Source organism: Flavobacterium sp. JLP (assembly GCF_015350755.1).
GTDB lineage: Bacteria > Bacteroidota > Bacteroidia > Flavobacteriales > Flavobacteriaceae > Flavobacterium.
Genome location: NZ_JADKPS010000002.1, coordinates 79,997 through 93,822 on the forward strand (window position 1 = coordinate 79,997; position 13,826 = coordinate 93,822).

Below are 13,826 nucleotides of genomic sequence, written 5' to 3' on the forward strand. Positions count from 1 at the left end.
TGTTGAAGTTTATTAAAACGAAAATTTCAGCTGTACAACAACCGCTTTTTTTTCTTCTGTATTCAAATTATTTAATGAAATTCCGAGTAACCGAACAGAATCCTTCATTTTTTCTTGATACAATAATTCTTCAACCGTTTCTAAAATCAAGCTTTTATCTGAAATAAAATAAGGCAAAGTTTTACTTCTAGTCTGTTGGGTAAAATCGCTGTATTTGATTTTTAGTGTCACTGTCTTTCCCGATATTTTATGCTTTTGCAGTCGTTTTTCTAGTGATGTTGCAATTCTTTCAAGTTGTTCTAGCATAAAAATTTCTGAAGATAAATTCACGTCAAAAGTATGTTCTGCTGCAACTGATTTGGTGATTCGGTGCGATTTTACTTCGCTGTTGTGAATACCTCGAACCACTTTGTAATAAAAAGCGCCCGATTTTCCAAAGTGTTTTTCTAGAAATTCTAAAGATTTGCTTTTTAAATCTGTTCCAGTAAATATTCCGAGCTGATACATTTTTTCAGTAGTTACTTTTCCAACGCCATAAAACTTTCGAATAGGCAATTCTTCTAAAAAAGCTTCAACTTCATCTGGATTTACCGTTTTTTGTCCGTTGGGTTTATTGATGTCGCTCGCAATTTTAGCGACAAATTTATTGACAGAAATTCCCGCAGAAGCCGTCAACCCAACTTCATTCAATATACGGAGCCTAATTTCCTGTGCAAGCAAACTGGCACTTGGGTTTCCTTTTTTATTTTGCGTGACATCGAGATACGCTTCGTCTAGCGAAAGCGGTTCAACCAAATCAGTATAGTCGTGAAAGATTTTATGAATTTTAGACGAAATCTCTTTATAGCGATCAAAACGCGGACGCACAAAAATAATTTCTGGGCAGTATTTTTTGGCCAATGTTCCGCTCAAAGCACTGCGAACACCAAACTTTCTTGCTTCATAACTCGCCGCCGAAACTACTCCTCTGTTTTCTGAACCTCCAACAGCAACAGGTTTTCCGCGTAACTCAGGATTGTCCATCTGTTCTACAGACGCGTAAAAAGCATCCATATCAATATGGATAATTTTTCGATATGTAGGCGATTCAGACATGTTACAAATTTAAATAGGAAAACACCAAAATGGGATCAAAATAGTCATAAAAAAAGCTACAATTTTACAATTATAGCTTTCTGTTTTTTATCTTTTGAAATTCTTAAAATTCAACTCTAAAACCAATTTGATTTGCACTTGCAACCAAAGTTGTTTTAGGCGCTGGCTTATAAGTAGTGGCCAAACCGCTGTTGTATTTTTCCAGAGCCGATTTGATTTTCTTTGGATATCCTATTTTTATTGGTATTGAAGCGATAATTAAAGCGCCACCAATAATTGCAGCTGTCATATTTGTTTTTTCAGAAGGATTCGGATTATAGCCTCCTGATGAATAATTGGGGTCACTATTCATTCCAAAAAGTAAATTAGCTGTTACAAGTCCCAAACCACCATAAAAGAAAACATTTCCAAAAGTTTTTTTACTTCTTCCTGCATTATAAAGTGCTAACGCTTCAGAATTATTGGCTAGCAAACTTCGAACTTCATTAGAATTAAGTCGTTTGTTTTCAGCATTATAAACTGTTCTGCCACTTTTATAAGAGAGTTGTTGCGAATAGCCCGCCAGCGTAAGAATTAAAAATAAAATAGTAAAATTTTTTTTCATGTTAACTTGGTTTTTTGGTTTTGATTTAGTTAATACAATTGATTTGCTCTAAAGATCTTCAAAACAAAAACGATCTTCAGTTTCGCAAAGATTAGCAACTTAATGATCTCAAACAAATCATTTTCTTTATTTTTGTACTTCTACTCGAAATAAAATAAAATGCGAACATTTGTTATAGGCGACATACACGGCGGATTACTCGCGCTTGAACAAGTGATGAAAAAAGCCGAAATTACTACAAAAGATACTCTTATATTTTTAGGCGATTACGTTGACGGCTGGAGTCAGTCTGCAGAAGTTATCGATTACCTTATTGATTTAAAAAGCAAACAAAACTGTATTTGCATTAGAGGAAATCATGATCAGCTTGCCTTAGATTGGCTTGAGAACAGACATGAAAATTTTGACGAAGAAATGTGGTACAAACATGGCGGACGCGCTACTGTTGAAGGATATTCAAAACTTTCTGAAGAGAAAAAGAAAACGCATATTGCCTTTCTAGAATCTTTGCAGGATTATCATCTTGATGATGAAAACCGACTTTTTGTTCACGCAGGTTTTACCAATTTAAGTGGTGTAATGTGGGAATATTTTCCGAAACTGTTTTATTGGGACAGAACACTTTGGGAAACCGCTCTTTCTTTAGATCCAAATTTAAGTGTAGATAATCCTTATTACCCAAAACGTTTTACATTGTATAAAGAAATCTATATTGGGCATACTCCGGTTACAAGAATTGGAAAAACGGTTCCGGTTCAAAAAGCATGTGTCTGGAATGTCGATACAGGCGCAGCATTCAAAGGTCCTTTGACGATTTTGAATGTTGACACCAAGGAATTCTGGCAAAGTGATCCTTTAAACGAATTATATGCCAACGAAAAAGGTAGGAATTAATGTATAAAAATATATTTTTGCATTTTAAAACAATTAATATTTAAGTTTATGAAAAAAGTAATTACGCTTTTGTTTTTAGTATCATTTGGATTCACTCATGCACAGCATGCCTATACAGGAAAAGGAGATGTCAAAGTTAATATTGGTGCTAATATACAAGATGGTGGTTCAGGAATTCAAGGTTCTGTAGATTTTGGTTTGGGAGAAAATTTCTCTTTCGGATTTGTTTCAAATTATTTATTAGGAGTAGAAGACCGTAATGTTTTTGTTAATAACCAAATTAGAACAGTATCTCCGGATTTTGGTGACCGTTTTGATGCCAAAGCCAGAATCAATGCTAACTTAAGCAGTGTTATTGGTGTTGATCAATTAGATATTTATCCTGGTTTGAGTTTAGGATTACGCAATTTTGGCGGTCACGTTGGCGGTCGTTATTTTTTTACTGAAGGATTTGGTGTTTTTACAGAAATTGGTTTTCCAATTGCAAAATACAGTGACAAAAATGATTATTTTGACCACCTAAACAATCAGGCGACTTTTAGTTTGGGAGCTTCTTTTAATTTGTAAATTTTATAAATTCTCATAAATTCTCATAAAAAAAGCCTTGCAATTGCAAGGCTTTTCCTTTTCTAAAATTACAATTTATTTTTTAACGAATTTCTTGATAATCTTTTTGTTCCCGTTATTTAATTCAATAATATAAAATCCTGTAGCCAACTTGCTTACATCGATAGCACTTCCAGAGATTTCTCCAGAAATAAGCTGCTGACCTAATGTATTTGTAATTTTATACGAATAACCGCTGCTGTTAGAAAAAGAAACATTTAATTCATTTTCTACTGGATTTGGATATAATGCAAAACTTGAAGTTTCAGTAGTTTCAACTAATCCTGCTACAATTTCCTCATCGACAACTGCGCCAGAAGCCGTTATATTTATAGAATAATCCTCCACTTGACCGTATGAGAAAGTCTCACAAGATGTTGGAGTTCCGTTATACTTCATAGAAACCCTTAACCTGGTTGTTCCAAGTGTTGCAGTTGATGGAATTGTAATTGTACCTGTTGCTGGAGTTGCAGTTGATGTGGCTTTTGTAAATACAGTTTCACCAGAATCTGCAAAATCGCCATCTTGATTGTAATCTATAAAAACAGCATATCCTTCACTGTAAACAGAAGAAGTCCAACTTGGCGTAATTGTAATTGTATACGCTGTTCCTCTTGTTGCATTTGTAGAAATTGAAGTATAATTTTCGTACCCAGTAGTTCCAGTAGAAGTATTATTAATTGTACCCAAAACTACTTTGCCAATTCTTTCGTCTGCTGCACTATTTCCTTTAGAAGTACAATACGTTATTGTAGTCGCAGTAGTGGTAACATTTACAGCATTACTAGCTGCAGAAACATTTCCTGCTGCATCTTTAGCCTTTACCGTAAAAGTATAGGCAGTTGAAGCAGTTAATCCAGTAACCGTGTAACTTGTAGTTGTAGATGAACCTTTTAAAGTTGTTCCTTGGTAAATATCATATCCTGTTACTGCCACATTATCTGTAGAGGCCGTCCACGATAAATTTGTTGTTGTTCCTGTTGTTCCAGAAGCAGCAAGTGCGGTTGGTGCTGATGGTGCCACTGCATCTGTAGATCCTGAATAAGCGGCTCCAATACCAACGGCATAAAATGCATTTGTTGTAGCAATAACTTCTGCAGAACCAGCGCCATATAAGTCAATAGCAGACTGTATACCTGAAGTTCTCGCATTTGCATAAGTCGAGTTTGAAGTTAAATAAACGCTTTCTAAACGGAAAGCAATTTTAGCCGCTTTATCTATTGTAATTCCTGTAACGTTATAAACACTTCCTATGTCGTTTGTTCCTGATTTACCAACTGATAAAATATAAAACCAATGATTTAATACTCCTGAATTGGTGTGAACACCGCAATAATCATTGTTGCTTGTTGGTGTACAGCTTACATTTACCCAATACGTTCCTCCATAAGTATCTGGCTGACCCTCAGAGTTTGGATCGCTCATAGAGCGTAAAGCCAAATGTCCAGTTCTTCTTTCAATATCTTCACCTACTAACCATGTTGATTTTGTTGGTGCTGCGCGATATTCAATACAGGCTGCCCAAATATCCGAAAAAGCTTCGTTCATCGCTCCAGATTCTTTTTGGTATGCTAAATTTGCTGTGTATGTACATACTGCATGCCCAATCTCGTGTCCTGCAACATCTATAGAAGTTAAGATATCAAAACCTCCAGTTCCGCTTCCGTCTCCATAAGTCATAACACTTCCGTTCCAGAAAGCATTATTATTACTTGAATATCCGGCTGCAATTAAATTATAATGCACATAACTTTTGATTTTTGCTCCAGCATTATCATAGCTGTTTCTGCCGTGAACAGCTGACCAATAATCATACGTCATTTCAGCTCCCCAATGTGCATCAAGTGCTCCGTTATCTTTATTTGTATTATTATATTCAGCAGCAGTCCAGTTGTTATCAGCATCGGTAAAATTTGTTGTTGGATAAGTTGCCGTTCTTGCAGAATTATAAGTTTGAACTCCATTTCCACGAGTAACATCTGACAAAATATACGATGAGCCACTTAAACTAGTTTGAATAGTTTGAGTGCCGCTGTAACGAGTTGCTGCGTTTGCTGCTACAACTGCCATTTTTGAAGACACATTATTTTTTTGCTCTTCAATTGCATCAGCATTCGATTTGCCGTGACTGTATTCTCCAAGATGTTTAATTGTGGCATTGTAAAACAAGACTTTTCCAGTTTCAGCATCAATATAAAGATCGCCGCGACTTAAAGGTACCGTAGCATAAATATCAAATTTATACGCCAATCGTACTTTATCACTTTTTCTTAATTGCCCTTGCTCTTCCATCGCTGGCAATAAAACCAGTTCGCCTGTTGGTTTTTCATAATCCATTGCAGCTGCATCTGCTGGTTTTTCCCATAAATATTGTTTTGCTCCTGTGTAGGCTATTGCTTTATCAAATGCAGCTTGACTTGATAATTTTGGAGTTACATTGACATTCTCAAGAGCATAAAACTCTCCATTCATCGAAACTAATTTCCCGCCTTTTGAGTGTAAGGTGTAATTGGCAAACTCCACTTTAATTCCTTGTTCGTACAATTGAAATTTTTCATGAGTAAAACCTTCCTTATCCGATTCTATTTTAATTTTTGAAAAAGACTGATTGTCTTTTAAGCCTAATTGTTCTTTAAAAACTTTTTGTGAATCAGAACCCTTGTAGGCTGATTTATCATTAAAAGTAATTAAACTAGGCAAACCATTTTCAGAGAGATCTTTCTTGCTTACTCTTTTGTCTGTTTCTTGTGCAGACACATTGAGCGAAATAAGGATAACAGTTGTGGCCAATAAAATTTTAGGTAATTTTCTTTTCATAATAAGTTTGGTTTAAGATTGGTTAAATTGGATTACAAACAAAGTATTTAAAAGTAAGTAAATACTTTATTTTTAGATAAAAGTATTTTAAATTTGTTAGATAGTCGATGAAATTTGCCTTTAATCGATAAAATGCAACACTTTTTATTCTAAATTCACTTTTATTTAACAAATTGTAATAATCCTACAATAAATACTACACAAAACCAATTATACTATTGATATTTAATATTTTAAACTTATTTTATACTTACAAATAAAACTATCACTTAAAAATCTTCCAAAAGCACGATCTGGATTTATCTTACAAAAAAAAGGCTGGCTTTAAAAAGCCAGCCTAAAGACGTGTTGTGAGTTAAAAAAGAAACTAACTATATATTCATTTCTGGAATTTCTCCTTCAATTATTAGATCAGCTTCAGTTGAAGCTATGATATGCTCAACAGAAACACCTGGCGCACGTTCTAAGAGCTTAAAGCCGTTTTCTGTCACTTCCAGAACTGCTAACTCCGTTACAACCTTTTTTACGCATCCTACACCTGTTAAAGGCAAGGTACATTTTTTAAGAATTTTAGATTCTCCTGCTTTATTAACATGCATCATCGCAACAATGATATTTTCAGCGGAAGCCACTAAATCCATTGCGCCTCCCATTCCTTTAACCATTTTACCTGGAATTTTCCAGTTGGCGATATCTCCATTTTCTGAAACTTCCATTGCACCCAAAATCGTCAAATCTACTTTTTGACTTCGGATCATTCCGAAACTAAAAGCCGAATCAAAAAAACTTGCACCCGGAAGTGTAGTAATGGTTTGCTTTCCTGCGTTAATAATATCGGCATCTTCTTCTCCGGCAAAAGGAAAAGGCCCCATGCCTAAAACTCCGTTTTCACTTTGAAACTCTACCGCAATATCTTCTCTCACGTAATTCGCAACCAAAGTCGGTATCCCGATTCCAAGATTGACAAAGTATCGGTCTTTAACTTCTTTAGCAATTCGTTTTGCTATATCTTCTTTTGTTAACATATTTATAATGTGTCAATTTGGAAATTAGATAATTAGATAATGCTTCATCACAATCTAAATTAATTATCTAATTATCACATTTTCTACTTATCTACTTACGCTCTCTGTCTTACTGTTCGTTGCTCGATTCTCTTTTCGAATTTCTCTCCTTGAAAAATTCGCTGCACCATAATTCCCGGAATGTGAATTTGATTTGGATCTAAAGTGCCAACCGGAACTAATTCTTCGACCTCAGCAATTGTAATTTTTGCTGCGCCTGCCATACATGCATTAAAGTTTCTGGCGGTTCCTTTAAAAATAAGATTTCCCGCTTCGTCCCCTTTCCACGCTTTGACAATAGCAAAATCAGCTTTGAAAGCATGTTCCATAATATGCATTTTCCCATTGAATTCACGAGCTTCTTTTCCTTCAGCAACTTCAGTTCCGTAACCGGCTGGCGTGAAGAAAGCAGGAATTCCCGCTTGAGCCGCACGGCAGCGTTCTGCTAAAGTTCCTTGTGGCGTTAACTCTACTTCTAATTCTCCTGAAAGCATTTGGCGTTCAAATTCGGCATTTTCACCCACATAAGATGAAATCATTTTTCTTATTTGTTTTTTCTTCAACAGCAATCCCAAACCAAAATCATCAACACCTGCATTATTTGAGATACAAGTTAAATCTGAAATTGAGGTATTTACCAATGCCGCAATCGTATTTTCAGGAATACCGCATAATCCGAAACCGCCAAACATAATAGTCATGCTGTTTTCGATTCCGTTAATCGCTTCCTGAACGTTATTTACTTTTTTTGTTATCATAACAAACTGTCTTTATTACCGTATAATTTTGATAAAAATAAGATTTTTAGATTAAATTATAACGATTTCGTAAAAAATAAAATTGACTTCAAAAAAATATCCCTTTATGACTTCATAATAGAGAAGTGCATAAAGGGATATTTTTAATTTAAACCTGAATTAAGTATTATAACTCGAATTCGTCTGTATTTTGTTCTGTTTGAGTAGTATCTTTTACAACAGCTGGTCGACTGTAACAATCTACCTTGATAGAAAGATTTGCCGGACGCTCAAATTCTGATTTAGAAACTTGAAGTCCTGGATCTCCATAACATAGTTTCATAAAATAAGCCCAAACTGGCAATGCTGCCGTAGCTCCCTGTCCGTAAGTTAAACTTTTAAAACGAGCTGAACGGTCTTCACAACCAACCCAAACTCCTGTAACTAAATTTGGAACCATTCCCATAAACCAACCGTCTGACTGGTTTTGTGTTGTTCCTGTTTTACCCGCAATCGGATTTTTGAACATGTATGGATATCCTGTCCAACGGTTATCACCGCTTCCTCCGCCCTGCGTACGCAAACGTGCACCAGAACCAGTTTCTGTAACTCCTTCTAATAATTTGATTACAGCAAAAGCAATATCTTTATTTAAAACGTCGTGCGATTCTGGAATTGGTTCGTAAATAACCTCTCCGCTTTTATTCTCGATACGGCTTAAAAATTGCGGTTTTACATAAACTCCTTGATTTGCAAAAGTGCTGTAAGCAGCAACCATATCTTCAACTGTAATATCAACAGCTCCTAAAGCAATTGATGGCTGAACCGGAATTTCAGTTTTAACTCCTAACTTTTGCGTTAACTCTACAACAGCTTCTGGACCAGTTCTGTCAATTAATTTAGCCGAAACTGTATTAATAGAGTTTGCCAAACCTTGTTTTAATGTTACCATTCCGCGGTATCTGTTATCAGAGTTTCTTGGTTCCCAATCTTCCGTAACGTGGTGACGTCCTTTATGAATCATGAAAGGTCCATCTAAAATTGAATCACAAGGAGACATATTTAGTTGTTCGATAGCAGTTGCATAAACAAAAGGCTTGAAGGTAGAACCTACTTGTCTTGCTCCCTGGCCTACGTGATCGTACTGAAAGTATTTGTAATTAATTCCTCCAACCCAAGCTTTAATATTTCCGGTTTGAGGCTCCATTGCCATTAAACCTGACTGCAAAAAGTGCTTGTAATAACGGATAGAATCTAACGGCGTCATAATGGTATCGCGTTCCCCTTTCCAAGTAAATACACGCATTTGTGTTTTTACCTTGAATGAAGCAATAATCTCATCTTCGCTTTTATCTAAATCTTTCATGATTGCCCAGCGCGTAGAATTTTTCATGGCTTGCATCATAATTCTTTCTGTCTCAGCTTGAGTAATATTTACGAAAGGTGCATTTTTATTGGTTTTCATTTCAATGAAAAACTGTTGCTGTAAGTTTTTCATGTGTTCTGAAACTGCTTCTTCTGCATATTGCTGCATTCTAGAATCGATAGTAGTGTAAATCTTCAAACCATCTTTGTAGATATCATAATCAGAACCGTCTGGTTTTTTGTTTTCTGCTACCCATTTTTTCATGTAATCACGAAGATATTCTCTGAAATAGGTTGCAGTTCCTTCGCGGTGACTTTCTAATTTAAATTTCAAAGCAATTGGCAAAGCCTGTAATCTTAATTTCTCTGCAGTAGAAATCATCTTTGCTTTTTCCATTTGAGAAAGCACGACATTTCTACGGTTTTTAACTCCCTCCGGATTACGAACTGGATTGTATAAACCTGAATTTTTGAACATCCCGACTAAAATAGCCGATTCGTCCATTGTTAAATCCTTTGGATCTTTAGAGAAATATGTCTGAGCAGCAGAACTTACTCCAACAGAATAATTTCCGAAATCATAAACGTTGCAATACATTGCCAAAATTTCATTTTTCGTATATTGTCTTTCGAGTCGAATGGCGATAATCCATTCTTTTATTTTTTGTACAATTCTGAAAGGAAGGAATTTAGAACCTTCTCCGTGAAATAATTGTTTTGCTAATTGCTGTGTTAATGTACTTGCTCCACCGTTGGTTCCTAAAGTAAAAACAGCTCTTAGAGTTCCGCGTCCGTCAATTCCTGAATGTTCGTAAAAACGGGCATCTTCGGTGGCAACCAAAGCTTCTACCAAACTTTTTGGCAAATCTGAATATTTAAGCTGCGATCTATTAGTCTTAAAATATTTACCAATAACTACTCCATCAGAAGAAATAATTTCGGTAGCTAAGTTAGAATCCGGATTTTCTAAATCTTCAAAAGAAGGCATTGAACCGAATAACCCCCAAGAGGCGAATAAAAAGAAAGCTAAAATACCTAGCAGTGTGTACGCAAAAACACGCCAGAACTTCTTTTTATAGTAATTAATATCTTTAACGCTATTTGTTTGATTGTTTTTTTTAGCAGCCATAACTATTTTCTAATCTTTTTGTTCTATTCTAAAACCAACGTCTGTAATACCTTCTAAAGCCTCGACACCAGGAATTTTACCTGTTTCTCTAACGGCTTGTTTTATGTGTACTTTGTATTTTCCTTTAAACTTAACGTCTTCTTTATAATACAATTTACTTTCTTTAATATCTGTAAAACCGTTTCCTAATAAAGTCCCGTCAGGATTTGCCATTTGGTATTCTAAAGTATCCACTTTCGTGAAACCGCTTGGCGTTTCAATAGCAACAATTAAAAACAAATTATTGAAAGGATAATTGTTATTGTCTCTCAAATTTACAAATAAATTGTATTTTTTGGTAGAATCTAAAACTGGCAGATCAAAGGTTACAACACTGTCTTTGTGCCAAGCACTTCCAACAGATTTGTACTCATCAAATACTCTTTTTTTATCACAAGAAAAAAGAAGTATTGCCACCAAAAGAAGAATCCCGCTATTTTTTATTCTCATTTTTAGTAATAATTATAGGTTTTCTTGGTTCAGCTGGTTTGTTTTCATTCGAATTATTTGGTTTATTCGATTGATTTTGCTTGTTGTTCGGTTTATTCGATTTATTCGGATTTCCTCCAGCTGGTTTATTATTATTGTTATTTCCTTGTTGCGGTTTATTTGGAGCCGGAGCTGCGACAACCGCGCCCTCTGCATTTGGTTTGCGTTTGCGGTTTGGTTTTTTCTTTCTTTTAGGCTGATCAAAACGAGTTAAGCTCTCTTGACCCATTGCATTATTAAAGTCTTTTTCAGGTTCTGAAACTACTTCAATAGCAAAATCTTCAAGTGAAGACACTTTGTTTTTCTGTTTATTTTCGGCAATAATTTCTTTTACCTGATCAATTTTTAAAACGTGCCAGTTTGCAAAATTATTTGTGTATGCAAACCACATTAAACCTTTAAAAATATCTTGTTTCTGGCAGATTGCATCACCTTTTTCAGTTACTAATTTAGTATCGTAATCTGGAAAATCTTTCAATGCATCCATGTAGGTGTCAAGCTCGTAGTTTAAGCAGCACTTTAATTTTCCGCATTGTCCTGCTAATTTTTGTGGATTCAGCGAAAGCTGTTGGTAACGAGCTGCCGAAGTATTTACACTTCTAAAATCGGTAAGCCAAGTCGAACAGCAAAGTTCTCTTCCGCACGAACCAATGCCGCCTAAACGAGCTGCTTCCTGACGGAAACCAACTTGTTTCATTTCGACTCTTGTACTGAATTCTTTAGCAAAATCTTTAATTAAAAGCCTAAAATCGACTCTGTCATTTGCCGTGTAGTAAAACGTAGCTTTTGACCCGTCTCCTTGAAATTCAATATCCGAAATTTTCATTTCTAATTTATGCTGAATCGCTAATTCACGAGCTCGAACTTTCATTGGTTCTTCGCGATCGCGCGCTACAGACCAAATATCGATATCTTTTTGAGATGCTTTTCTGTAAATTTTTGGCACTTCATTGCTTTCGTGATTTACACCTTTTTTCTTCATTTGAATTTTTACCAATTCTCCTGTCAAAGTTACGATTCCAATATCATGCCCTGGCGATGCAACAGTTGCTACAATATCGCCAATACTTAAAGTTAATTTCTCTGAATTTCTAAAAAATTCCTTGCGCCCGTTTTTAAAACGAACCTCAACACAATCAAAAATTGCTTCTCCATTAGACGGACTCATGTTCGCAAGCCAGTCAAAAACCGTCAATTTATTGCAGCTATCGGTGCCGCAAGTCCCATTATTTTTACAACCTTTTGGTGCACCACCATCTGAGGTTGAACAACTTGTACATGCCATAATTATATATGTAGTGTTGCATAAAAGCAACTTAAGTTCATAAACGTTTGATCGGTAAAGATAGTATTTTTTTTAGTTTGCTTTTTATGGATTAAAACTAAAGGCTTGTTAAATAAAAAAAGCAGATTTTGTTTGACACAAAATCTGCTTTTTTAACTTTATTTAAAAGGTTTTATCCCAAAATTTTATAAATTTTATCAGACAATCTTATTCTAAAAGGCACTTCAAAAGTAACTTTATCGCCAATTTTTGCTGTTGCAGTTTCTGCTCCGTCTACAATCATTTTATCTAAAACCAATTCTTGCTCGCCTGTTGTTGGTCCGGAGATCAAGATTTTATCGCCAATGGATAACTCTTGATTTTCAACAGTAAATTGCCCCACTTTTGCTTTTACATAGTAGTGCTCTGCTTTTCCAAGCAATGCTTTTTTTACTTTTATTTTTTGACGGATATCAGCTGATTTTTCGGCTGTAGCCAAAGCACTGTTTGGCAGTTCTCCAGAATGTTTGAATTTCAAACTATCTGATTTTCCTTTTCTAAACACTTTGTTTCCAACTTGTTTTCCGGTTCTTAATCTTACCTGATCAACCAAAGGCATGTGTACTATTTCCAGACATTCAGTAGAACAGCAGTTTTCCATAGCTGCCTTACATTCATCACATTGAATAAACAACAAATGGCATCCGTCATTTTCGCAGTTGGTATGATTGTCACAAGGTTTGCCACATTGGTGACATTGCGAAATAATATCTTCGGTAATTCTTTCGCCCAGGCGATTGTCGAATACGAAGTTTTTACCAATGAATTTACTTTCTAAACCTTCTTCTTTCAATTGTTTCGCATAATTAATAATACCGCCTTCTAATTGAAAAACATTTTTAAAGCCTTGATGTTTGAAATAAGCACTTGCTTTTTCGCAGCGAATTCCGCCGGTGCAGTACATTACCAGGTTTTTATCTTCTTTATGATTTTGAAGCTGTTCGTTGATAATTGGCAAACTTTCTCTAAACGTTTCAACGTCTGGAGTAATCGCATTTTTAAAGTGCCCCACTTCACTTTCGTAGTGATTTCTAAAATCAACCACAATCGTATTCGGATCATCTAATATTTCATTAAACTCTTTGGCTTTTAAGTGAACACCGATATCTGTTACATCAAAAGTATCATCGTTTAAACCATCAGCAACGATTTTGTGACGTACTTTAATTGTTAATTTTAAAAAGGAATGGTCATCATGTTCTACGGCTTCATTCAAACGAATGCCTTTCATGAAATCATAAACTTCAAGAGTTGCTCTAAAAGCCTCCAAATTTTCTTCAGGAATACTCATTTGAGCATTTATTCCTTCGTTAGCAACATAAATTCGGCCTAAAGCATCGAGCTTATTCCAGGCTACAAATAAATCATCGCGAAATTTTTTGGGATCTTGAATTTTGGCATACGCATAGAAAGACAACGTTAGTCGTTGTTTACCGGCATCATCGATCATGATGGCTCTTTCTTCTGCGCTTAAAGTGTTATACAGTTGCATGCTATAAACAGTTTTTAAGTTTAGAAATAAATGGGTATTGAATTCTTTTATCTTACTGAATTCGGGCGCAAAGATAAGTTTTTCTATTCAATTTTAAAAATGATAAAAATCATGAAATATTAAATTATATAAGCAGTATCGTATGATTTTAAATTTAATTTTCTACAGAAG

The 13,826-nt window shown here is 35.2% G+C and carries 11 protein-coding genes; 2 read left to right on the plus strand and 9 right to left on the minus strand.

Annotated elements, in window-relative coordinates:
- Nucleotides 1-12 precede the first annotated feature (12 nt).
- Nucleotides 13-1,095 (minus strand): DNA polymerase IV, encoded by a 1,083-nt coding sequence (gene dinB, locus IRZ83_RS05825; protein WP_029271185.1) that lies wholly within the window; start codon nucleotides 1,093-1,095, stop codon nucleotides 13-15.
- A gap of 103 nt (nucleotides 1,096-1,198) precedes the next feature.
- Nucleotides 1,199-1,699 (minus strand): hypothetical protein, encoded by a 501-nt coding sequence (locus tag IRZ83_RS05830; protein WP_194567471.1) that lies wholly within the window; start codon nucleotides 1,697-1,699, stop codon nucleotides 1,199-1,201.
- 159 nt (nucleotides 1,700-1,858) lie between these two features.
- Between IRZ83_RS05830 and IRZ83_RS05835 the strand changes: the two genes are divergently transcribed.
- Entirely contained in the window at nucleotides 1,859-2,593 is a 735-nt protein-coding gene (locus IRZ83_RS05835) for a metallophosphoesterase family protein (protein ID WP_194567473.1), read from the plus strand.
- 48 nt (nucleotides 2,594-2,641) lie between these two features.
- Nucleotides 2,642-3,160 (plus strand): DUF6646 family protein, encoded by a 519-nt coding sequence (locus IRZ83_RS05840; protein ID WP_029271191.1) that lies wholly within the window; start codon nucleotides 2,642-2,644, stop codon nucleotides 3,158-3,160.
- Nucleotides 3,161-3,235: 75 nt separating this feature from the next.
- Here the strand turns inward: IRZ83_RS05840 and IRZ83_RS05845 are convergent, their stop codons facing one another.
- The 7 genes from IRZ83_RS05845 to IRZ83_RS05875 form a co-directional block, all read right to left on the minus strand.
- A complete protein-coding gene (locus IRZ83_RS05845) occupies nucleotides 3,236-6,016 on the minus strand; it encodes a M4 family metallopeptidase (RefSeq protein WP_194567475.1) in 2,781 nt (926 codons plus the stop codon).
- Nucleotides 6,017-6,387: 371 nt separating this feature from the next.
- The gene (locus tag IRZ83_RS05850) at nucleotides 6,388-7,041 is read right to left on the minus strand and encodes a CoA transferase subunit B (protein WP_194567477.1); all 654 of its coding nucleotides are present in this window, start codon (nucleotides 7,039-7,041) and stop codon (nucleotides 6,388-6,390) included.
- A gap of 95 nt (nucleotides 7,042-7,136) precedes the next feature.
- Complete coding sequence (locus IRZ83_RS05855) at nucleotides 7,137-7,838, minus strand: CoA transferase subunit A (protein ID WP_029271197.1); 702 nt, start codon at nucleotides 7,836-7,838, stop codon at nucleotides 7,137-7,139.
- Between the two features lie 166 nt (nucleotides 7,839-8,004).
- Nucleotides 8,005-10,311, minus strand: a complete 2,307-nt coding sequence (locus IRZ83_RS05860) for a penicillin-binding protein 1A (protein WP_194567479.1) — start codon at nucleotides 10,309-10,311, stop codon at nucleotides 8,005-8,007.
- A gap of 9 nt (nucleotides 10,312-10,320) precedes the next feature.
- Nucleotides 10,321-10,800, minus strand: a complete 480-nt coding sequence (locus tag IRZ83_RS05865; RefSeq protein WP_194567481.1) for a gliding motility lipoprotein GldH — start codon at nucleotides 10,798-10,800, stop codon at nucleotides 10,321-10,323.
- Nucleotides 10,784-12,124, minus strand: a complete 1,341-nt coding sequence (locus IRZ83_RS05870) for a stage 0 sporulation family protein (RefSeq protein ID WP_029271203.1) — start codon at nucleotides 12,122-12,124, stop codon at nucleotides 10,784-10,786. Before IRZ83_RS05870 ends, IRZ83_RS05865 begins: the two co-directional genes overlap by 17 nt.
- 172 nt (nucleotides 12,125-12,296) lie before the next feature.
- Complete coding sequence (locus IRZ83_RS05875) at nucleotides 12,297-13,655, minus strand: rhodanese-related sulfurtransferase (protein WP_029271205.1); 1,359 nt, start codon at nucleotides 13,653-13,655, stop codon at nucleotides 12,297-12,299.
- Between the last annotated feature and the right edge of the window lie 171 nt (nucleotides 13,656-13,826).